Annotated in this window: 20 protein-coding genes and 1 pseudogene; 19 read left to right on the top strand and 2 right to left on the bottom strand. The window is 69.1% G+C overall.

Annotated features, from left to right (window positions below; genetic code table 11):
- Positions 1-69 precede the first annotated feature (69 nt).
- From mqnC to OG741_RS23460, 6 genes and pseudogenes are all read left to right on the top strand, one after another.
- On the top strand, positions 70-1,269 hold the full coding sequence (mqnC, locus tag OG741_RS23435) for a cyclic dehypoxanthinyl futalosine synthase (RefSeq protein ID WP_405600924.1): 1,200 nt from the start codon (positions 70-72) through the stop codon (positions 1,267-1,269).
- Between the two features lie 7 nt (positions 1,270-1,276).
- Positions 1,277-1,801 carry a hypothetical protein gene (locus OG741_RS23440; protein WP_405600925.1) on the top strand — a complete coding sequence of 175 codons (525 nt, stop codon included), beginning with the start codon at positions 1,277-1,279 and terminating at the stop codon, positions 1,799-1,801.
- Positions 1,802-1,856: 55 nt separating this feature from the next.
- On the top strand, positions 1,857-2,552 hold the full coding sequence (locus OG741_RS23445) for a demethylmenaquinone methyltransferase (protein WP_405600926.1): 696 nt from the start codon (positions 1,857-1,859) through the stop codon (positions 2,550-2,552).
- 7 nt (positions 2,553-2,559) lie between these two features.
- The gene (locus OG741_RS23450; protein WP_405600928.1) at positions 2,560-3,471 is read left to right on the top strand and encodes a glutaminase; all 912 of its coding nucleotides are present in this window, start codon (positions 2,560-2,562) and stop codon (positions 3,469-3,471) included.
- 142 nt (positions 3,472-3,613) lie between these two features.
- Positions 3,614-3,682: pseudogene (locus OG741_RS23455) on the top strand (zinc-ribbon domain-containing protein); the annotation flags it as partial.
- A 120-nt stretch (positions 3,683-3,802) separates the two neighbouring features.
- Positions 3,803-6,028, top strand: a complete 2,226-nt coding sequence (locus tag OG741_RS23460; protein ID WP_405606006.1) for a hypothetical protein — start codon at positions 3,803-3,805, stop codon at positions 6,026-6,028.
- On the opposite strand, the gene OG741_RS23465 is transcribed toward OG741_RS23460, so the two are convergent.
- Positions 6,015-6,533: a GNAT family N-acetyltransferase gene (locus OG741_RS23465; RefSeq protein ID WP_405600930.1), complete on the bottom strand. Its 519-nt coding sequence runs from the start codon at positions 6,531-6,533 to the stop codon at positions 6,015-6,017. The two genes, OG741_RS23460 and OG741_RS23465, sit on opposite strands and share 14 nt — an antisense overlap.
- 98 nt (positions 6,534-6,631) lie before the next feature.
- Between OG741_RS23465 and OG741_RS23470 the strand changes: the two genes are divergently transcribed.
- Positions 6,632-7,918, top strand: coding sequence for a geranylgeranyl reductase family protein (locus tag OG741_RS23470; protein WP_405600932.1), 1,287 nt, complete (start codon positions 6,632-6,634; stop codon positions 7,916-7,918).
- A gap of 85 nt (positions 7,919-8,003) precedes the next feature.
- Here OG741_RS23470 and OG741_RS23475 read toward each other — a convergent pair whose 3' ends face one another.
- Positions 8,004-8,798: a C40 family peptidase gene (locus tag OG741_RS23475; RefSeq protein WP_405600933.1), complete on the bottom strand. Its 795-nt coding sequence runs from the start codon at positions 8,796-8,798 to the stop codon at positions 8,004-8,006.
- 692 nt (positions 8,799-9,490) lie between these two features.
- Here OG741_RS23475 and OG741_RS23480 point away from each other — a divergent pair.
- From OG741_RS23480 to nuoL, 12 genes are all read left to right on the top strand, one after another.
- Positions 9,491-9,850 (top strand): NADH-quinone oxidoreductase subunit A, encoded by a 360-nt coding sequence (locus tag OG741_RS23480; RefSeq protein ID WP_003992243.1) that lies wholly within the window; start codon positions 9,491-9,493, stop codon positions 9,848-9,850.
- A gap of 19 nt (positions 9,851-9,869) precedes the next feature.
- Complete coding sequence (locus OG741_RS23485) at positions 9,870-10,424, top strand: NuoB/complex I 20 kDa subunit family protein (RefSeq protein WP_405600935.1); 555 nt, start codon at positions 9,870-9,872, stop codon at positions 10,422-10,424.
- Positions 10,421-11,137, top strand: coding sequence for an NADH-quinone oxidoreductase subunit C (locus OG741_RS23490; RefSeq protein WP_405600938.1), 717 nt, complete (start codon positions 10,421-10,423; stop codon positions 11,135-11,137). Before OG741_RS23485 ends, OG741_RS23490 begins: the two co-directional genes overlap by 4 nt.
- A complete protein-coding gene (locus OG741_RS23495; protein ID WP_405600940.1) occupies positions 11,134-12,456 on the top strand; it encodes an NADH-quinone oxidoreductase subunit D in 1,323 nt (440 codons plus the stop codon). Before OG741_RS23490 ends, OG741_RS23495 begins: the two co-directional genes overlap by 4 nt.
- Positions 12,453-13,193: an NADH-quinone oxidoreductase subunit NuoE gene (gene nuoE, locus OG741_RS23500; protein ID WP_405600943.1), complete on the top strand. Its 741-nt coding sequence runs from the start codon at positions 12,453-12,455 to the stop codon at positions 13,191-13,193. The genes OG741_RS23495 and nuoE overlap by 4 nt, the downstream gene beginning before the upstream one ends.
- Entirely contained in the window at positions 13,193-14,569 is a 1,377-nt protein-coding gene (nuoF, locus tag OG741_RS23505; protein ID WP_266479356.1) for an NADH-quinone oxidoreductase subunit NuoF, read from the top strand. Before nuoE ends, nuoF begins: the two co-directional genes overlap by 1 nt.
- On the top strand, positions 14,566-17,076 hold the full coding sequence (locus OG741_RS23510; RefSeq protein ID WP_405600946.1) for an NADH-quinone oxidoreductase subunit G: 2,511 nt from the start codon (positions 14,566-14,568) through the stop codon (positions 17,074-17,076). The genes nuoF and OG741_RS23510 overlap by 4 nt, the downstream gene beginning before the upstream one ends.
- Positions 17,077-17,152: 76 nt before the next feature.
- Positions 17,153-18,550 carry an NADH-quinone oxidoreductase subunit NuoH gene (gene nuoH, locus OG741_RS23515; RefSeq protein ID WP_405600948.1) on the top strand — a complete coding sequence of 466 codons (1,398 nt, stop codon included), beginning with the start codon at positions 17,153-17,155 and terminating at the stop codon, positions 18,548-18,550.
- Complete coding sequence (nuoI, locus tag OG741_RS23520; protein WP_405600950.1) at positions 18,543-19,139, top strand: NADH-quinone oxidoreductase subunit NuoI; 597 nt, start codon at positions 18,543-18,545, stop codon at positions 19,137-19,139. Before nuoH ends, nuoI begins: the two co-directional genes overlap by 8 nt.
- Entirely contained in the window at positions 19,136-19,972 is an 837-nt protein-coding gene (locus OG741_RS23525) for an NADH-quinone oxidoreductase subunit J (RefSeq protein ID WP_405600952.1), read from the top strand. The genes nuoI and OG741_RS23525 overlap by 4 nt, the downstream gene beginning before the upstream one ends.
- Positions 19,969-20,268, top strand: a complete 300-nt coding sequence (gene nuoK, locus OG741_RS23530) for an NADH-quinone oxidoreductase subunit NuoK (RefSeq protein WP_069927518.1) — start codon at positions 19,969-19,971, stop codon at positions 20,266-20,268. Before OG741_RS23525 ends, nuoK begins: the two co-directional genes overlap by 4 nt.
- 14 nt (positions 20,269-20,282) lie before the next feature.
- Positions 20,283-22,178 (top strand): NADH-quinone oxidoreductase subunit L, encoded by a 1,896-nt coding sequence (nuoL, locus tag OG741_RS23535; RefSeq protein ID WP_405600954.1) that lies wholly within the window; start codon positions 20,283-20,285, stop codon positions 22,176-22,178.
- Position 22,179: the final 1 nt, after the last annotated feature.

Genomic DNA, 22,179 nt, shown 5'->3' on the forward strand with positions numbered 1-22,179 from the left:
GGTGAGGCGGCTGGCGTAGGCTGGATCGGCCCGCTGATGCTCTGAAACACCGCCGAAAGGTGACGCCCGGTGACCGAGAAGGCCGACCTTCAGTCCGTGCTGGACCGTGCTGCCGAGGGCGGGCGGATCACGCCCGAAGAGGCGCTCGACCTCTACCGCTCCGCACCGCTTCACGCGCTCGGCGTGGCCGCCGACGCCGTACGCAAGCGGCGCTACGCCGGTACGGAGCACATCGCGACGTACATCATCGAGCGCAACATCAACTACACCAACGTGTGCGTCACCGCCTGCAAGTTCTGCGCCTTCTACGCCCCGCCCAAGGACACGGCCAAGGGCTGGACGCGCGACCTCGACGACATCCTGCGGCGCTGCGCCGAGACCGTCGAGCTCGGCGGCACCCAGATCATGTTCCAGGGCGGGCACCACCCGGACTTCGGCGTCGAGTACTACGAGGAGCACTTCGCCGCGATCAAGAAGGAGTTCCCGCACCTGGTCATCCACTCGCTGGGAGCCTCCGAGGTCGAGCACATGGCGCGGATCTCCGGCGTCCCGGTGCAGGAGGCCATCTCGCGTATCCACGCGGCCGGTCTCGACTCCTTCGCGGGCGCGGGCGCCGAACTGCTCCCCGAGCGCCCGCGCAAGGCGATCGCCCCGCTCAAGGAGAGCGGCGAGCGGTGGCTGGAGATCATGGAGATCGCGCACGGTCTGGGCGTCGAGTCGACGTCGACGATGCTGATGGGCACCGGCGAGACCAACGCCGAGCGGATCGAGCACCTGCGGATGATCCGCGACGTGCAGGACCGGACGGGCGGCTTCCGGGCCTTCATCCCGTACACGTACCAGCCCGAGAACAACCACCTCAAGGGCCGGACGCAGGCGACGCTCTTCGAGTACCTGCGGATGATCGCGATCGCGCGGCTCTTCCTCGACAACGTCGCCCACATCCAGGGCTCGTGGCTGACCACCGGCAAGGAGGTCGGCCAGCTGTCGCTGCACTACGGCGCGGACGACCTGGGCTCGATCATGCTGGAGGAGAACGTGGTCTCCTCGGCGGGCGCCAAGCACCGCTCGAACCGGCTGGAGATCATCGACCTGATCCGCAAGGCGGGCCGGGTCCCGGCGCAGCGGACGACGACGTACGAGCACATCGTCGTCCACGACGACCCGGCGAACGACCCGGTCGACGAGCGGGTCGCCTCGCACATCTCGTCGACGGCGATCGAGGGCGGCACGGCGCACCCCGAGCTGAAGCTGCTCAGCGCCAACTGAGCGTGCTGTGCTGACACTTCACCGCGTGCCCGACTCGGACTCGCTCGTTGTCGAGGGCGCGCGGATCGCCGCGATCGGCCCGTACGAGGAGCTGTACGCCGCGTACGGGGAGCGGGCCCGGGTGCGCGAGTGGGACGGGGTCCTCGGCCCCGGACGCCACGAGCCGGACGCTGTCGCCCTGCTGGAGCACGCGTACTGGCCCGACCCGCGGGAGGCCGGTGAGCTGGGCACCGGGCCGCTCACCGGGGACGCACTGGCCGCGCTCGGGATGACCGACACCCGGTGGGGCGCGAGCGCCCGGCGCGGGGTCCAGCGGCTCCTGGCGTCGGGCACGACCACCCTGGCCGGGCCCGTCGGGCGCCCATCGGTACGGCTCGCCGTCGAGCGCTCCGGCCTGAAGTACGCCGCCGGGCCGCGCGCCCTCGCCGTCGGCCGGCCCGCCGACTTCGCCGTCTTCGCCGACGACGGCACCTGCCTGGTCACCGTCCTCGACGGGCGCATGGTCCACCGCCGACGCCGACCGGGCGCCTGAGACAATGACGTCCACCACGTCACCCGCCCCACGACACGAGCGAGGCCGAACGCCAGTGACCCGCGCAACCCTGGACAAGCAGCCGCACGAAGTCGCCTCGATGTTCGACGACGTGGCGGCGAACTACGACCTCACCAACGACGTGCTCTCGCTCGGCCAGGACCGGCGGTGGCGCAAGGAGGTCGCGAAGGCGGTGGACGCCCGCCCGGCACAGAAGGTCCTGGACCTGGCCGCGGGCACCGGCACGTCCTCGCTCCCCTTCACCGCCACCGGCGCGTATGTGGTGCCCTGCGACTTCTCCCTCGGCATGCTGCGCGAGGGCAAGAAGCGCCACCCGTGGCTGCCGCTCACCGCAGGCGACGCGACGAGGCTGCCCTTCCGCGACGATGTCTTCGACGCCGTGACGATCTCCTTCGGGCTGCGCAACGTCCAGGACACGGACGCGGCGCTGCGCGAGCTGTACCGGGTCACCAAGCCGGGCGGGCGAGTCGTGATCTGCGAGTTCTCGCAGCCGACCTGGGCGCCGTTCCGGACGGTCTACACCGAGTACCTGATGCGGGCGCTCCCGCCGGTGGCGCGCGCGGTCTCCTCCAACCCCGACGCGTACGTCTATCTCGCCGAGTCCATCCGGGCCTGGCCCGACCAGGCCGGTCTCGCGAAGCGGCTTCAGGGGGCGGGCTGGTCCCAGGTCGCCTGGCGCAATCTGAGCGGCGGGATCGTGGCTCTGCACCGCGGCACCAAGCCCCGCTGAGCCACCCATGGACTACCAGGCGGTCCTCGAACGGATCGCGCAGGACATCGCCCCCCAGGTCGGCAGCGGCACCCCCGCCGAGTACATCCCGGCGCTCGCCGCCGTCGACCCGCACCGCTTCGGCATGGCCATCGCCGACGTGGACGGCACGGTGTACGGGGTGGGGGACTGGCAGCAGCCCTTCTCCACGCAATCGATCACCAAGGTGTTCACGCTCGCCCTGGCACTCGCCCAGGGCGGCGACAGCCTCTGGGAGCGCGTCGGGCGTGAGCCGTCCGGCAACCCCTTCAACTCGCTGGTGCAGCTGGAGTACGAGAACGGGATCCCGCGCAATCCGTTCATCAACGCGGGCGCGCTCGTCGTCACCGACCGGCTGCTGACCCTGACCGGCGACGCGAGCAGCGAAGTCCTCGAATTCCTGCGGCAGGAGAGCGGGAACGCGGAGCTGGCCTTCGACCCGGACGTCGCCGAGTCGGAGTCCGCGTTCGGCGACCGCAATGCCGCGCTGGCCCACTTCATGGCCTCGTACGGCAATATCGCCAACCCTGTCCCCACCCTCCTCGACCACTACTTCTGGCAGTGCTCGATCGAGATGAGCTGCGCCGACCTGACTCGTGCGGCCCTCTTCCTGGCCCGGCACGGGCTGCGCGCCGACGACTCGCGGCTGCTGACCCGCAGCGAGGCCAAGCAGGTCAACGCGGTGATGATGACCTGCGGTACGTACGACGCGGCCGGCGAGTTCGCCTACCGGGTCGGACTGCCTGGCAAGAGCGGCGTGGGCGGCGGGATCGTGGCGGTCGTGCCGGGGCGCTGCACGCTGGGCGTCTGGAGCCCGGGGCTCGACGCACGGGGGAACTCGGTGGCGGGAGTTGCGGCGCTGGACCGCTTCACGACGCTGACGGGGCTTTCCGTTTTCTGACACACGCTGGGTGAAGGAGCCGTTCCGCAGGGCGAGTTGACGGGAACCGGCGGCCGGGGAAGATGTGTCCGTTGTCTACGACGTTTGTTTACGACGTTCTTATCTCCCCGCCCGTCCCCGTGTCTCACCTCGGAGTCTGACCATGGCGTCGTTCTGCCCGCACTGCGGCAACCCATCCCCGGATGAGGCTCGCTTCTGCATGACATGCGGGCGCGAGAGGCTGCCCGTTGCCGCTGTGGCGCCGCCCGCGCCACCGCCGCCCGCGTACGGTCCTGGTTCCGTCCCGGGTCCTGTCCCCGGTTCCGTCCCCGGTCCCGTTCAGCCCTCTCCCGTGGGGGCGTTCTTCGGGCGGGTGTTCCGCGGCGACTGGCTGTCCTCGGTGAAGGCCGCGGCCTGGCCCGCCGGGCTGCTGCTGGTGATGGCGGTGGCGCTCGCCATCCCCTCGTACGGCCAGGACGACGAGGTCGTCGTCGGCTGGAGCGACCGGCTGCGGATCGCGCTGGCGATGCTGCTGCAGGGCTTCGGCGGCGGCTTCGAGGTGAAGGCGAGCGGTGGTTCCTCGCCCTTCGGCTCGGACTCCGGCTCAGGCTCCGGCTCCGGTTCCTCGGGCGGGATCTTCGGCGACTCGGGCACGGACGCGATGGGCGCGGCCTCGCTCTCCCTCGTACCGCTGACGGTGACCCTGCTGTGGATCGGCGCGCTCTACCTCGGTGCGCGGATGCTGCGTACGCGCGGCGCCGGACTGGAAGCCGCCGCGCGGCTCTCGCTGCTGGTCACCGGACTGGTGCTGGTCCTCGGGCTGTTCGCGCAGCCCGAGATCCAGGGAGTCGAGATCTCCTCGTCCCCGCTGCTCGCGGCGCTCGGCGCGCTGGCGATCTCGCTCGCGGTGACCTGCGGGGTGCTGCAGCGCGACGACCTCGCGGCCTGGCTGGCGCAGCGGCCCGGGGCCCAGGCGGCGGTGCGGGCCTTCGGGACCGCGGTGCGCGCACTGGGCGCCGTCGTGGCGCTCTGCTCGCTGGTGGGCTTCGTCGCGTACGCCACCACGGACGACGTGGACGGCACGGCCCTGCTCATCGCGCTGCCGATTCTGCCCAACATCGGCTTCGCGGTACTGGGGCTCAGCTGGGGCGCGCCGGTGAAGTTCGACGTTCAGGGGCAGTTCAGCACGGTCGGCTCCAGCGCGGAGAGCGGCAGCTTCGGGCTGTCCGAGATCGGCGACGTATGGGGCAACGGTGCGGTCGCCGGGGCGCTGAGCCTCGGCGCCGTCTGCGCGCTCACGCTCGGTGTCTGGGCGGCGCGCCGCTCGGCGGACCGTCGCGAGCAACTGCTGGCCGCGGGCTTCTCGTTGGGGCTCGTCCTGTTGTTCACGGGCGTCAGCGGGGTCTCGGCGAAGCTCGCGGGCGGCCTGGCGGACTGGGGCGGCCGGGGCACGTCGGAGTTCGCACCGAGCGTTCCGGACGCGCTGCTGTTCGGTCTGCTGTGGGTGGGGGCGGCGACGTTCCTGGGCCCGTATGTGCTGCGGCTGGTGGGGCAGCAGGCGCTGGTCCCGCCGGCTCCGACCGCGCCGCCGATGCCTCCGGCGTACAGCCCGGGAGCGGGGTACGCGCCGGGTGCTCCGGCTCCGGCTGCCGCGGCGCTGCCCGGTGTCCCGCAGGCCAACCCGGTCGCGCCCCCGCACCCCGACGTACCGGATCACCCCGCAACCGTCGCCGCCGCGCCGTCCGCTCCGTACGCCGTCGAACCCCACACCATGCACCTCGGCGCCTCACCGGGGCCGGTGGTGCCCGTGGTGCCTGGCGCGCCCGCCGTGCCCGGCGCGGACCCCGCGGCCGAGCGGAAGCGGAAGGTCCTCATCTGGACCGCCACCCTCACCGCCGCGTTCGTGATCGGCGGCGGCGCGACCGCCGGAGCCCTGCTCCTGAAGAAGAACAACGACGACTCCGGCCAGGCACAGAACAAGCCGCCTGCCGCCTCGCAGTCACCCACCCCGCAAGAGGACCAGCAGGACCAGCAGAACCAGCAGCCCTCCGCGTCCGCGACCCCGTCGACCAGCCCCTCCCAGTCCCAGTCCCAGTCCCCGTCCGCCTCGCAGGGCACCGCGACCCTCCCCACGGGCTTCGTGCTCAAGCAGGACCCCGCAGGATTCTCCGTCGGCGTGATGGACGGCTGGAAGCGCCGACAGGCGGGCAGCCAGATCTACTACGAGGCCCCGACGGGCGGCGCCTACCTCCAAATCGGCATCGTCAAGAACACGCCGACGACCTCGTACGAGAACTTCCTCGGCCTGGAGAGCAAGCACCTGGAGACCCCGGAAACGAATTACCGGCGCGGCCAGTTGATCCAGAACACCTATCAGGGACGGCCGGGCGCGCTCTGGGAGTTCACCCACATCCCCGAGCCCGACGAGAGCAGCCTGCGGCGCCACATCATCGACCAGGCCTTCGTCGCCGCCGACGGTACGGAGTACGCGATCCTCGCGGCCGGCCGCGCCGATCTGTGGGACGCGAGCAAGGACGTGGTCTTCTCGACCGCGACGAGCACGTTCACGGTGAACTGAGCTCCATCCGGAAGCAGTACCCCTTCTGGTCGGACACCGGCGTGGTGAAGGTCTCCGCCAGCTCCATCCCGAGCCGCCGGATCACCGCGATCGAGCGCTCGTTGCGGGCGTTCACCATCGCCACCACCCGCTCGACGCCTGCCGCCCGCACCCGCTCCAGCGTGGTGCGGGCGGCGGCCGTCGCGTACCCCTTGCCCCACGCCTCGCGCGCCAGCCGCCAGCCGATCTCGATCTCGCCCACCGGGCCGAAGGTCTCGTGCGGCCACGGCTGCGCCCCGGTGAAGCCGATGACCCTGCCCTCCTCGTCGAGCATGGTCCAGAAGCAGAAGCCGCGCTCGGCGTCGTGTCTGCGCTGCCGGGCGGTCAACTCCTCGTAGAGCGACAGCTCCGCCGATTTTCCGCCGTGGAATTCCATGACCTCGGGGTCGTCGAAGATCCGGTGCCAGGCCACGGCGTCCTCGTCGGTGGGCACACGCAGCTGTACGGCGGGGAGCGGCCTGCTCATAGGGGGTGCCCTTCAGTTTGTGGATCAGTACGCCCCCATAGACTGCACACGTCCTGTGCCATTCGGTACGCAATATCGAGTCTTCGGGAGAACCCGCCGTGACCGAGCCCCTCTCCGAACACACCGCCGATGTGATCGTCGTCGGGGCAGGCCCGGCCGGCTCCACGACCGCGTACTACCTGGCCAAGGCCGGACTGGATGTCCTGCTCCTGGAGAAGACCGCCTTCCCGCGCGAGAAGGTGTGCGGCGACGGCCTGACCCCACGCGCCACCAAGCAGCTGGTCGCCATGGGCATCGACATCTCCGAGGAAGCCGGCTGGCTGCGCAACAAGGGCCTGCGGATCATCGGCGGCGGCGTGCGGCTGCAGCTCGACTGGCCGGATCTCGCCTCTTACCCGGACTACGGACTTGTCCGTAAGCGCGACGACTTCGACGAGCAGCTGGCCCGGCAGGCGCAGAAGGCGGGCGCGCGGCTGTACGAGCGGTGCAATGTCGGGGTCCCGATCATCGACGACCGTACGGGCCGTATCACCGGCGTGAACGCCAAGCTGGGCGAGGAGAAGACCCCGGTCACCTTCCACGCCCCGCTCGTGGTCGCCGCCGACGGCAACTCCTCCCGGATCTCCCTCGCCATGGGGCTGCACAGGCGCGAGGACCGCCCGATGGGCGTGGCCGTGCGGACGTACTTCACCTCGCCCCGTCACGACGACGACTACCTGGAGTCCTGGCTGGAGCTGTGGGACCGCCGCGGCCCGGGCGAGGACCGGCTGCTGCCCGGCTACGGCTGGATCTTCGGCATGGGCGACGGCACCTCCAATGTCGGCCTCGGCGTGCTCAACACCTCCGCCTCCTTCAAGGAGCTGGACTGGCGCGAGGTGCTGAAGGCCTGGTGCGCCTCGATGCCGGAGGACTGGGGGTACACCGAGGAGAACATGACGATGCCGATCCGCGGCGCCGCGCTCCCGATGGCCTTCAACCGCCAGCCGCACTACACGCGCGGTCTCCTCCTGGTGGGCGACGCGGGCGGCCTGGTCAACCCGTTCAACGGCGAGGGCATCGCGTACGCCATGGAGTCCGGGCAGCTTGTCGCCGACGTGATCGTCCAGGCGCACGCCCGCCAGACCCCGGCGCAGCGCGAGCTGGCGCTGCACCGCTACCCGAAGGTCCTCAAGGACACCTACGGCGGTTACTACACGCTGGGCCGCGGGTTCGTGAAGCTCATCGGCAACCCGAAGGTCATGAAGATCGCGACCCAGCGCGGACTGAGCCACCCGCTGCTGATGAAGTTCACGCTGAAGATGCTGGCCAACCTCACCGACCCGACGGGCGGCGACGCTATGGACCGGATCATCAACGGCCTCTCGAAGGTGGCCCCGAAGGCCTGAGCGATACGGCACGGCGAAGGGCCGCGGCTCCACCCCCGAGCGGGGGAGCCGCGGCCCTTTGTGTCCGTATATGCGATATCTGCGCTCAGAGTACGCGGACCGCACCGCTCGCCGGGTAGCCCGACAGGTCCTGGATCACGACGCCCTTGCCGGGGTTGGCGGCGTCGAGGTACTGGCCGTCGCCGATGTAGACACCGGTGTGGTACGCGCTGCCGGCGCCGCCCCAGTACAGGATGTCGCCGACCTGGAGGTTGCTGGTGCCCACCTGGGTACCGGCGACCGACTGGTCCTGCGAGACGCGGGGGAGGTCGACGCCGACCTGGCGGAACGCGGCCTGGACCAGGCTGGAGCAGTCCCAGGAGTTCGGGCCGGTGGCACCCATGACGTAGGCGTCGCCGAGCTGCGCCTTGAGGAAGGCGACAACGGTCGCTGCGGAGCCCGTCGCGTTGGAGGAGGTGCTGGTCTTCGCGGAGAGCGTGGTGCGCTCGGAGTCGCGCGAGGCGCGCTCCTTCGCCTCGGCCTCGGCGCGCTCCTTCGCTTCGGCCTTCTCCTTGGCCTCGGCCTTGCGCTCGGCCTCGGCCTTGGCCTTCTTGGCGGTCTGCGCGGCCTTGGCGGCCGCAGCGTCCTCCTGGACCTGCAGCTCGAGGTCGAGGGCGACCTGCTGAGTGGCCTCGGCGGACTGCGCGACGGCGGCGGAGAGGCCGGAGGTGAGCGTGGGCATCTCAATGGTCTCGGTCACCGGCTCGGCGGTCGCCGGCCCGGCTCCTGAAGCCACTGCGATGGTGCTGAGGACGCCACCGGCAACTCCGGCCCGCAGTGCGAGCTTCGAGCTGCTGCGGCGGGGCTTCCGGTGGCTGGGTATGTGAGCGGTGTGGGACATGAGTACTACCGCTATCAGGGGCGCCCGGTTCCCTTCAAGAAACGTGTGTTGCGCCACAGTTACGTTCGGAACGCCTGAATCCGCTTATGTTGCGCCCTTATTGACGCCGTAACGGGCAAACCGGGCACCCGTGATTCCGGCTGTGATCACGGCCTTTCCGTGAAAGGTCCGAATTGCCTGGCGCCTACCATCGCTTCACACCCATGGCCAAGCCCGCTTTTGTTGAGCCCGGGAGCGAGTGGTACAGGTCACAGGAAGGTCACCGTTCGGAGAACGTGAGAGCTCGTGAACGCGTGCACGCGTCCACCTCAATCCGCCCTGTTGCCCGGACGGGTGAGGGTGCGTCCACTATCACCCGATGCGGTCCATCGCCAATTTGCCTGTACGGGCCACCCCTTGATAGGGCGCCACGTCTCCGACCAGCGGTAACACGGCCAGATGTCACGTCTGGTGATCACTCGGGCGCTTCGCGTATGAAGATCACCGCTCATCCGACTTCATGATCGTTCGCCTGGTGGTGGAGATCACAAAGACGTTGGGCCACCCCGTGTCGCAGATCACAGACCGGCAGGCATAGGATGCGGAGCAGTCGGGCTTGTGAACTGCCTCACATGTGCACGATCTTCGCGAGGCGGCGAGGCGGATGCCCGGTGCGGTCCAACGGTCAAGGACGACTGGAAGGAGCGGGGAGGGTGAATGCTTACGCGCCCATCCTTGTGCTCGGCGCCCTCGGGGCAGGGTTTGCGATCTTCTCCGTGGTCATGGCCACGCTTATCGGCCCAAAGCGGTACAACCGCGCAAAACTGGAAGCGTATGAGTGCGGCATCGAGCCCACTCCCACGCCGGCCGGAGGCGGCCGCTTTCCCATCAAGTACTACCTGACGGCGATGCTCTTCATCGTCTTCGACATCGAGATCGTCTTCCTCTATCCCTGGGCGGTCACCTTCGACGCCCTGGGGATTTTCGGGCTCGTGGAGATGCTGCTCTTCGTGCTCACCGTCTTCGTCGCCTACGCCTATGTATGGCGGCGCGGCGGCCTGGAATGGGACTGAGGGGCTGAGGGGCACACCAATGGGAATCGAAGAGAAGCTGCCGAGCGGTTTCCTGCTGACCACGGTCGAACAGGCCTCGGGCTGGGTGCGCAAGTCATCCGTCTTCCCGGCCACCTTCGGTCTGGCCTGCTGCGCCATCGAAATGATGACCACGGGCGCCGGACGGTACGACCTGGCCCGCTTCGGCATGGAGGTCTTCCGCGGTTCGCCGCGCCAGGCCGACCTGATGATCGTCGCCGGACGCGTCAGCCAGAAGATGGCGCCCGTCCTGCGGCAGGTCTACGACCAGATGCCCAACCCCAAGTGGGTTATCTCCATGGGCGTTTGTGCGTCATCGGGCGGAATGTTCAACAATTATGCGATTGTGCAGGGTGTTGATCACGTTGTTCCCGTTGACATCTATTTGCCGGGCTGCCCGCCGCGTCCCGAGATGCTGTTGGACGCGATTCTCAAGCTCCACCAGAAGATCCAGAGCTCCAAGCTCGGTGTGAACGCGGAGGAAGCGGCCCGCGAGGCGGAGGAAGCGGCCCTCAAGGCGCTCCCCACCATCGAGATGAAGGGGCTGCTCCGGTGAGTGACGGCGAACACACCAACGGTAACAACGTCCCCGCCCCGCGCGACGATTCGCCGGAGGTCATCGGCGTACGCAGGGGCATGTTCGGCGCCGGCGACGGTGGGGACACGAGCGGCTACGGCGGGCTCGTCAGGACCGTGACCCTGCCGGGCGCCTCGCACCGCCCCTACGGCGGCTACTTCGACGAGGTGGCCGACGAACTCGAAGGCGCGCTGGAAGAACAGGGACTCGTCCCCGAGAACGCCATCGAGAAGACGGTCGTCGACCGCGGCGAGCTCACCTTCCACATCGCCCGCGAGCACCTGCTCCAGGTGGCCCGCACCCTGCGCGACGACCCGGCACTGCGCTTCGAGCTCTGCACGGGCGTCAGTGGTGTCCACTACCTCCAGGACAAGGGCCGCGAGCTGCACGCCGTCTACCACCTGCGCTCGATCACCCATGGCCGGCTGATCCGCCTCGAAGTCTCCGCCCCGGACAGCGATCCGCACGTCCCGTCCCTGGTCGAGGTCTATCCGACCAACGACTGGCACGAGCGCGAGACGTACGACTTCTTCGGGATCGTCTTCGACGGCCACCCCGCCCTCACCCGGATCATGATGCCGGACGACTGGCAGGGCTTCCCGCAGCGCAAGGACTATCCGCTCGGCGGCATCGCCGTCGAGTACAAGGGCGCCCAGATCCCGGCTCCGGACCAGCGGAGGTCGTACTCGTGACCACCCCACCTGCAAGCCCCCGTGAGACCACCGAGGGGACTGTCTATACAGTCACCGGCGGCGACTGGGACGAGGTCGTCCAGTCCGCGGCCAAGGCCGACGACGAGCGCATCGTCGTCAACATGGGCCCGCAGCACCCCTCCACGCACGGCGTGCTCCGCCTCATCCTGGAGATCGACGGCGAGACGGTCACCGAGGCCCGCTGCGGCATCGGCTACCTCCACACCGGCATCGAGAAGAACCTCGAGTACCGGACCTGGACGCAGGGCACCACGTTCGTCACGCGCATGGACTACCTCACCTCGTTCTACAACGAGACGGCGTACTGCCTGGGCGTGGAGAAGCTGCTCGGCATCACCGACCAGATCCCGGACCGGGCGAGCATCATCCGCGTCCTGCTGATGGAGCTCAACCGGCTCTCGTCCCATCTGGTCTGCATCGCCACCGGGGGCATGGAGCTCGGCGCCACCACGATCATGATCTACGGCTTCCGGGACCGCGAGATGATCCTGGACCTGTACGAGCTGATCACCGGCCTGCGGATGAACCACGCGTTCATCCGGCCCGGGGGACTCGCCCAGGACCTGCCGCCGGGCGCGGTCGACGCGGTGCGTGAGTTCGTCAAGAAGATGACCAAGAACATGCCGGAGTACGACAAGCTCGCCACCGGCAACCCCATCTTCAAGGGCCGTATGCAGGACATCGGCCATCTCGATCTGACCGGCTGCATGGCGCTCGGCGCGACCGGCCCGATCCTGCGCGCCGCGGGCCTCGCCCACGATCTGCGCAAGACCGACCCGTACTGCGGCTACGAGACGTACGACTTCGACGTCCCCACCGCCGACAGCTGCGATGCGTACGGCCGCTTCCTCATCCGCCTCGAAGAGATGCGGCAGTCGCTGCGCATCGTCGAGCAGTGCCTGGACCGTCTGGAGCCGGGACCGGTCATGGTCGCCGACAAGAAGATCGCCTGGCCCGCGCAGCTCGCGCTCGGGCCCGACGGACTCGGCAACTCCCTCGACCACATCAAGAAGATCATGGGCACCTCCATGGAGGCCCTGATCCACCACTTCAAGCTGGTGACCGAGGGCTTCCGGGTGCCGGCCGGTCAGGCTTACGCGGCAGTCGAGTCACCCAAGGGCGAGCTCGGCGTCCATGTCGTCTCCGACGGCGGCACCCGCCCCTACCGGGTCCACTTCCGCGACCCGTCCTTCACCAATCTCCAGGCCATGGCGGCGATGTGCGAAGGCGGCCAGGTCGCCGACGTCATCGTCGCCGTCGCGTCCATCGACCCCGTGATGGGAGGCGTCGACCGATGACGGCCCAGTCGCCCAAGCAAGAGGTTCAACTGGGGATGCCGCAGCTCCCCGCCCCCGACTACCCGGCCGATGTGCGCGCCCGGCTCGAAGCGGACGCCAAGGAGATCATCGCCCGCTACCCCGACAGCAGGTCGGCCCTGCTGCCGCTGCTGCACCTGGTGCAGGCGGAAGAGGGATATGTGACCCGCACCGGCGTCCGGTTCTGCGCCGAGATGCTGAGCCTGACCACGGCCGAGGTCACCGCGGTCTCCACCTTCTACTCGATGTACCGCCGCAAGCCGAGCGGCGACTACCAGGTGGGCGTCTGCACCAACACCCTGTGCGCGGTGATGGGCGGGGACGCCATCTTCGAGGGGCTCAAGGAGCACCTCGCCGTCGGCAACAACGAGACGACCGAGGACGGCAAGGTCACCCTCGAACACATCGAGTGCAACGCGGCCTGCGACTTCGCTCCCGTGGTGATGGTCAATTGGGAGTTTTTCGACAACCAGACCGTCGAGTCCGCCAAGCAGCTGGTGGACGACCTCCGGGCCGGGGAGCAGGTGACTCCCACCCGCGGAGCGCCGCTGTGCACGTACCAGGAGACCGCGCGGATCCTGGCCGGCTTCCCCGACGAGCGCCCCGGCGCGGTCGAGGCGGGCGGCGGCGCGGGTCCCGCCTCGCTGGTGGGCCTGCGGCTCGCCAGGGGCGAGGCCCCGCGAGTGGTGCACCCGCGTGACGCCGAGGAGGGGGAGTGATGACCATGTCCACCGAATACAGCGGCTCCTCCGGGCCGGGCGCCGGGGGCGAGACCAGCGCCGAGAAGCTGCTCGCACCCGTCCTGTCGGCCTTCTGGGACGCGCCGGAGAGCTGGACGCTGGAGACCTACAAGCGGCACGACGGATACGAGGGGCTCCGCAAGGCGCTGGCCATGTCGCCGGACGACCTCATCGCCTACGTCAAGGACTCGGGTCTGCGCGGCCGCGGCGGCGCCGGCTTCCCCACCGGAATGAAGTGGCAGTTCATTCCGCAGGGCGACGGCAAGCCTCACTATCTTGTTGTCAACGCCGACGAGTCGGAGCCCGGGACCTGCAAGGACATCCCGCTCCTCTTCGCCAACCCGCATTCGCTCATCGAAGGCATCGTGATCGCCTGCTATGCGATCCGTTCGTCTCACGCGTTCATCTATCTGCGCGGTGAAGTCGTCCCCGTACTGCGGCGGCTGCACGAAGCCGTACGCGAGGCGTACGAGGCGGGCTACCTCGGCAAGAACATTCTCGGCAGCGGACTCGACCTCGAACTCACCGTGCACGCGGGCGCGGGCGCGTACATCTGCGGTGAGGAGACCGCGCTGCTGGACTCACTGGAGGGCCGTCGCGGTCAGCCCCGGCTGCGTCCCCCCTTCCCCGCGGTCGCCGGTCTGTACGCGTGCCCCACTGTGGTGAACAACGTCGAGTCCATCGCGTCGGTTCCCGCGATCCTCCATCGGGGCAAGGACTGGTTCAAGTCGATGGGCAGCGAGAAGTCCCCGGGCTTCACGCTCTACTCGCTCAGCGGCCATGTCGCGGGCCCCGGCCAGTACGAGGCACCGCTCGGCATCACCCTGCGCCAGCTGCTCGACATGAGCGGCGGCATGCGCCCCGGCCACCGGCTCAAGTTCTGGACGCCGGGCGGCTCTTCGACCCCGATGTTCACCGACGAGCATCTCGATGTCCCGCTGGACTACGAGGGTGTGGGCGCCGCCGGTTCGATGCTCGGCACCAAGGCGCTGCAGTGCTTCGACGAGACCACCTGCGTGGTGCGGGCCGTCACCCGGTGGACCGAGTTCTACGCCCACGAGTCCTGCGGCAAGTGCACACCCTGCCGCGAAGGCACCTACTGGCTGGTCCAGTTGCTGCGCGACATCGAGGCGGGCAAGGGCGTCATGTCCGACCTCGACAAGCTGAACGACATCGCCGACAACATCAACGGCAAGTCCTTCTGCGCGCTCGGCGACGGCGCCGCGTCCCCGATCTTCTCCTCGCTCAAGTACTTCCGCGAGGAGTACGAGCAGCACATCACCGGCAAGGGCTGCCCCTTCGACCCCGCCAAGTCGACCGCCTGGGCCGACAAGCACCTGGAGGTGAACGCATGACGGTCACGACAAACAGCGCTCCCTCCGGGGGCGGGGAGGCGGCACTTCCGCCGGAAGACCTCGTCACGCTGACGATCGACGGCATCGAGATCAGCGTGCCCAAGGGCACCCTGGTCATCCGGGCCGCCGAACTGCTCGGCATCGAGATCCCCCGGTTCTGCGACCACCCCCTCCTCGACCCGGTCGGCGCCTGCCGCCAGTGCATCGTCGAGGTCGAGGGCCAGCGCAAGCCGATGGCGTCCTGCACCATCACCTGCACCGACGGCATGGTCGTCAAGTCGCAGCTCACCTCGCCGGTCGCCGAGAAGGCCCAGCGCGGTGTGATGGAGCTGCTGCTGATCAACCACCCGCTGGACTGTCCGGTCTGCGACAAGGGCGGCGAGTGCCCCCTGCAGAACCAGGCCATGCAGGTCGGCGACCCGGACAGCCGCTTCGAGGGCAAGAAGCGCACGTACGAGAAGCCCGTGCCGATCTCCACACAGGTGCTGCTCGACCGCGAGCGGTGCGTGCTCTGCGCCCGCTGCACCCGCTTCTCCAACCAGGTCGCGGGCGACCCCATGATCGAGCTGCTCGAGCGCGGCGCACTGCAGCAGGTCGGCACCGGCGAGGGCGACCCCTTCGAGTCGTACTTCTCCGGGAACACCATCCAGATCTGCCCGGTGGGCGCGCTCACCTCGGCCGCGTACCGCTTCCGCTCCCGCCCCTTCGACCTGGTGTCCTCGCCCTCGGTCTGCGAGCACTGCGCGGGCGGCTGCGCGACGCGTACCGACCACCGGCGCGGCAAGGTCATGCGACGCATGGCGGCCGAGGACCCCGAGGTCAACGAGGAGTGGCTCTGCGACAAGGGGCGTTTCGGCTTCCGTTACGCGCAGAAGCCGGACCGGCTCACGACTCCGCTCGTACGCAATGACGCCGGCGTCCTGGAACCGGCGAGCTGGCCCGAGGCGCTGGAGGCGGCGGCCCGCGGGCTGAGCGCCGCCCGCGGCCGCGCCGGTGTCCTGGTGGGCGGCCGGCTCACCGTCGAGGACTCCTACGCGTACGCCAAGTTCGCCCGGGTCGCACTCGACACCAACGACGTCGACTTCCGCGCGCGCGTGCACAGCAGCGAGGAGGCCGACTTCCTGGCCGCCCGTGTCGCGGGCCGCGGCAGGGACCTGGACGGCGAGGGCGTCACGTACACCTCGCTGGAGAAGGCGCCGACGGTCCTGCTCGTCGGGTTCGAGTCGGAGGAGGAGGCCCCCGGCGTCTTCCTGCGGCTGCGCAAGGCGAACCGCAAGCACGGCCAGCGCACCTTCGCCGTGGCCACCCACGCCACCCGGGGCCTGACGAAGGCGGGCGGCACGCTGCTGCCCGCGGCGCCCGGGACCGAGACCGAGTGGCTGGACGCGCTGGCTTCCGGCACCGGTCTGAAGGGCGACGCCGCGAAGGCGGCCGAGGCACTGCGCACCGAAGGTGCGGTGATCGTGGTCGGCGAGCGGCTGGCGGGCGTGCCCGGCGGGCTGACCGCGGCCGCTCTGGCCGCGACCGCCACGGGCGCGCACCTGGTGTGGATCCCGCGCAGGGCGGGCGAACGCGGCGCGATCGAGGCGGGCGCGATCCCCTCGCTGCTGCCCGGCGGACGTCCGGCCACCGACCCGCGGGCCCGCGAGGAGACCGCGGCGGCCTGGCGAGTACGCGAACTCCCGCACCGCTACGGCCGCGACACCGGCCAGATCGTCGAGGCCGCGGCCACCGGCGAACTGGGCGCGCTGCTCGTGGCGGGCGTCGAGCTCGCGGACCTCCCCGACCCGGCACGCGCGCGTGCAGCACTCGACGCGGTCGGCTTCCTGGTCTCCCTGGAGCTGCGGCCGAGCGAGGTCACCGAGCGGGCGGACGTGGTCTTCCCGGTCGCGGCCGTCGCCGAGAAGCCCGGCACCTTCCTCAACTGGGAGGGCAGGGCAAGGCTGTTCGAGGCCGCGCTCAAGCCCGAGCAGATGACCCGTCGCCTCGCGCCGACCGATGCGCGGGTGCTGCACATGCTCGCGGACGCGCTCGACGTCAGTTTCGGGCTGCCGGACCTCAAGTCCGTACGCAGGGAGCTGGACCGGCTCGGCATCTGGGACGGCCCCCGGGCCACCCAACCGCTGGAGTCCGCCCAGACCCTGCCCCGCCCCGGCGAGGGCGAGGCGGTCCTCGCGGGCCACCGGCTGCTGCTCGACCAGGGCCTGCTGCAGCAGGGCGACGAGGCACTGGCGGGTACTCGCCATGCCGCGGTCGCCAGGCTCTCGGCGGCCACGGCGGCCGAGACGGGCGTGAAGGACGGCGACGTCCTGGCCGTCAGCGGGCCCGCCGGCGAGGTGCGGCTGCCGCTCCAGGTGAGCGAGATGCCCGACAAGGTGGTGTGGCTGCCGCTGAACTCCGTGGGCGGCGGCGTCACTTCGGACACCGGGGCAGTCCCCGGACAGCTGGTCCGCATCGGCCCGGCGGCCGCGGAGGCTGCCGCCACGGACGCGGAGGTTCAGTCGTGACCGCCTTCACCGCCCCCCCTGAGGTGGCCGTTCAGCCGGGCGCAGCACCGGCCACCCCCGCACCGGAGGTGCGCGCATGACCGCCCTCGCTCAAGTCGCCGAAGCGCAGCGGAGCGTCCTCGCCGCTGAGGATCTCTCGATGTTCGGGACCGACCCCTGGTGGCTCGTCGCCATCAAGGCCGTGTTCTGCTTCGCCTTCCTGATGATCACCGTGCTCTTCTCCATCGTGTGGGAGCGCAAGGTCGTCGCCTGGATGCAGTTGCGCATCGGACCCAACCGGCACGGCCCCTGGGGCATGCTCCAGTCGCTCGCCGACGGCATCAAGCTGATGCTCAAGGAAGACCTGATCGTCAAGCGCGCGGACAAGGTCGTCTATGTCCTCGCTCCGATCGTCGCGGCGATCCCGGCCTTCATGGCGATCGCCGTGATCCCCTTCGGGCCCTCCAACAACGAGGTCTCGATCTTCGGGCAGCGCACCGCGATGCAGCTCACCGACCTGCCGATCGCGATGCTCTACATCCTCGCGGTCGCCTCCGTCGGCATCTACGGCATCGTGCTGGCGGGCTGGTCGTCGGGCTCGACCTACCCGCTGCTCGGCGGACTCCGCTCCTGCGCGCAGATGATCTCGTACGAGATCGCCATGGGCGCGGCCTTCGCCTCGGTCTTCCTCTACTCCGGGTCGATGTCGACCTCGGCGATCGTCGAGGCGCAGGCGGACCGCTGGTACATCATCCTGCTGCCGGTCTCCTTCATCATCTACGTCGTCACGATGGTGGGCGAGACCAACCGCGCCCCCTTCGACATGCCGGAGTCCGAGGGCGATCTAGTCGGCGGCTTCAACACCGAGTACAGCTCGATCAAGTTCGCGATGTTCATGCTGGCCGAGTACGTCAACATGGTCACCGTCTCCGCGGTCTCGGTCACGCTCTTCCTCGGCGGCTGGCGGGCTCCGTACCCCATCTCCACCTTCTGGGAGGGCGCGAACCACGGCTGGTGGCCGATGCTCTGGTTCGTCATCAAGGTCCAGCTGCTGCTCTTCTTCTTCATCTGGCTGCGCGGCACGCTGCCGCGCGTCCGTTACGACCAGCTGATGAAGCTCGGCTGGAAGGTCCTCATCCCGGTGTCGGTGGTCTGGCTGATGCTGGTCGCGACCGTACGGGCGCTGCGAAACGAGAACTACGACTTCCAGCAGATCGTGCTGTACGTCGGAGGCGCGGTCATCGCGGTGCTGCTGCTCTCCTTCGTCGCCGACATGTTCCGCAACAAGAAGGAGCAGGAGGCCGAAGCCGCCAAGGGCGAGCCCCCGGCCTTCGACCCGATGGCGGGCGGATTCCCCGTACCGCCGCTGCCGGGACAGGAGTTGCCGCCCGTGCCGCGCAGGCGGCCGCGCCGAGAGCGCGAGTTGATTGTCAGTGGTGGCCCCGATACTCAGGGTGACGGCTCCAGTGACGGAAAGGAGGCTGACGATGTCTGAGGGATCCGAGGACAAGTTCCAGAATCCGGTTGCCGGCTTCGGCGTGACCTTCAAGGCCATGTTCAAGAAGCGGCTGACCGAGCAGTACCCGGAGCAGCAGAAGGTCACGGCGCCGCGCTTCCACGGCCGGCACCAGCTGAACCGTCATCCGGACGGGCTCGAGAAGTGCATCGGCTGCGAGCTGTGTGCCTGGGCCTGCCCGGCGGACGCCATCTATGTGGAGGGCGCGGACAACACCGACGAGGAGCGCTACTCCCCGGGTGAGAGGTACGGCCGGGTCTACCAGATCAACTACGCACGCTGCATTCTGTGCGGGCTGTGCATCGAGGCCTGTCCGACGCGGGCGCTGACCATGACCAATGAGTTCGAACTGGCCGACAGCTCCCGCGAGAACCTCATCTACACGAAGGAGCAGCTGCTCGCCGGTCTCGAGGAGGGCATGGTCGACTCTCCGCACTCGATCTTCCCGGGCACGGACGAGCAGGACTACTACCGGGGCCTGGTCACCGAGGCCGCTCCCGGCACGGTCCAGCAGGCCGCCGTCTCCAAGGACGAGAAGGCCCAGAAGGCCGAGGAGGCGGACGTATGAACACCCTCGCGGCCACTGTCACTTCGACGGGTGAGGCCATCCAGTTCTGGGTGCTCGGCACCATCGCCGTGCTCGGCGCGCTCGGCACGATCCTGATGAAGCGGGCCGTGCACAGCGCGCTCAGCCTCGCCGGGACCATGATCATCCTGGCGGTCTTCTATCTCGCCAACGGGGCGTACTTCCTCGGAGTCGTCCAGATCATCGTCTACACCGGCGCGATCATGATGCTGTTCCTCTTCGTCGTCATGCTGGTCGGCGTCACCGCCGCCGACTCGCTCAAGGAGACGCTGAAGGGCCAGCGCTGGCTCGCCGCGGCCTGCGGTCTCGGCTTCGGTGTGCTGCTGATCGCCGGTATCGCCAATGCCTCGCTGAAGAACTTCAACGGACTGGGCGCGGCCAACGGCGCGTACGGCGGCAATGTCGAAGGCATCGCGGCTCTCCTGTTCACCAAGTACGTGTTCGCCTTCGAAATCACCGGCGCGCTGCTGATCACCGCGGCCGTCGGCGCGATGGTGCTCACCCACCGGGAGCGCACCGAGCGGGCCAAGACCCAGCGGGAGCTGGCCGAGCAGCGCGTACGGGAAGGCAGGCAACTGCCCCCGCTGCCCGCACCCGGTGTCTACGCCCGGCACAACGCCGTGGACATCCCCGGCCTGCTGCCGGACGGCACCACCTCCCAGCTCACCGTCAGCAAGACGCTGCGGGAGCGCGGCCAGATCCGCGATGTGTCGAGCGATGCCCTCAACGACCTCAAGGCGCTGGAACAGCGCGCGGAGGAGCGGCTCGGCCGTGACCACGATTCGCAGGCACACGAAGAGGGGGTCGCGAAGTGAATCCCGTCAACTATCTGTATCTCGCGGCGCTGCTGTTCACCATCGGCGCCGCCGGCGTGCTGATCCGGCGGAACGCGATCGTCGTCTTCATGTGCGTCGAGCTGATGCTCAACGCCTGCAACCTCGCGTTCGTCGCCTTCTCCCGGATGCACGGCAATCTCGACGGCCAGATCATCGCCTTCTTCACGATGGTCGTGGCCGCCGCGGAGGTCGTGGTCGGGCTCGCGATCATCGTGTCGCTGTTCCGCTCTCGCCACTCGGCCTCGGTCGACGACGCCAGCCTGATGAAGCTGTAAGGGGTCGCTGAATCGTGGAGAACTTGATTGCGCTGCTCGTCGCGGCGCCCTTGCTCGGAGCGGCGGTCCTGCTGTGCGGCGGGCGGCGGCTCGACCGCAGCGGCCAGCTGATCGGCACGCTGTTCGCGGCCGCGTCCTTCGTCATGGGCGTGGTGCTCTTCGTCAACATGCTCGGCAAGGACGCGGACGACCGCGCCCTGCACGTGAAGCTGTACACCTGGATCCCCGTCGAGAGCTTCCAGGCGGACGTCGCCTTCCAGCTGGACCAGCTGTCGATGACGTTCGTCCTGCTGATCACCGGGGTCGGCTCGCTGATCCACATGTACTCCATCGGGTACATGGAGCACGACGAGCGGCGCCGCCGCTTCTTCGGCTATCTGAACCTCTTCCTCGCGGCGATGCTCCTGCTGGTCCTCGCTGACAACTACCTGCTGCTGTACGTCGGCTGGGAGGGCGTCGGCCTCGCCTCGTACCTCCTGATCGGCTTCTGGCAGCACAAGCCCAGCGCGGCGACGGCGGCGAAGAAGGCTTTCCTGGTCAACCGCGTCGGCGACATGGGCCTGTCCATCGCGATCATGCTGATGTTCACCACCTTCGGGACCTTCGCCTTCGGGCCGGTCCTGGCGTCGACCGGTGAGACGAGCGAGGGCAAGCTGACGGCCATCGGGCTGATGCTGCTGCTGGCCGCCTGCGGCAAGTCCGCACAGGTACCGCTGCAGTCCTGGCTCGGGGACGCGATGGAAGGCCCGACTCCGGTCTCGGCCCTCATCCACGCGGCGACCATGGTGACCGCCGGCGTGTATCTCATCGTCCGGTCCGGGGCGATCTTCAATGGCGCGCCCGACGCCCAGTTGGTGGTCGTGGTCGTCGGCGCGGTCACGCTCCTCTTCGGTGCGATCGTCGGTTGCGCGAAGGACGACATCAAGAAGGCGCTGGCCGGTTCGACGATGTCGCAGATCGGCTACATGATCCTTGCGGCGGGCCTCGGCCCGATCGGTTACGTCTGGGCGATCATGCACCTGGTGACGCACGGCTTCTTCAAGGCCGGGCTCTTCCTCGGCGCCGGATCGGTCATGCACGGCATGAACGACGAGGTCGACATGCGCAAGTACGGCGGCCTGCGGAAGTACATGCCGATCACCTTCGTCACCTTCGGCCTCGGCTATCTGGCCATCATCGGCTTCCCGGGGCTGTCCGGCTTCTTCTCCAAGGACAAGATCATCGAGGCGGCCTTCGCCAAGGGCGGTACGGAGGGCTGGATCCTCGGTGGCGTGGCTCTGCTGGGCGCGGCCATCACCGCGTTCTACATGACCCGCGTGATGCTGATGACCTTCTTCGGCGAGAAGCGCTGGCAGCCGGACGCGGCGGGCCATGAGCCGCATCCGCACGAGTCTCCGAAGTCGATGACGATCCCCATGATCGTCCTGGCCTTCGGATCGGTCTTCGCCGGCGCGTTCTTCACCATCGGCGACCGGTTCCTGAACTGGCTGGAGCCCGTCACCGGGGACTCCCACGGAGAATCCCCGCTCAGCGCGGCCACCGTCACCTCGGCCACCATGGTGGTCCTGGTCATCGGCGCCGGTATCGCCTGGGGGATGTACGGACGCAGGCCGGTGCCGGTCCTCGCGCCGCGCGGCTCGCTGCTCACCCGGGCCGCCCGCCGCGATCTCCTCCAGGACGACTTCAACCACGTGGTCCTGGTGCGCGGCGGCGAGCACCTCACCCGCTCCCTGGTCTACGTCGACCACACCCTGGTCGACGGCGTGGTCAACGGCACGGCTGCCTCCTTCGGCGGGCTCTCCGGCCGGCTGCGCAAGCTGCAGAACGGCTACGCCCGCACGTACGCGGTCTCGATGTTCGGCGGTACGGCGATCCTGATCGCCGCGACCCTGCTGATGAGGGCGGTCTGAG

Source organism: Streptomyces sp. NBC_01410 (genome assembly GCF_045040195.1).
GTDB lineage: Bacteria > Actinomycetota > Actinomycetes > Streptomycetales > Streptomycetaceae > Streptomyces.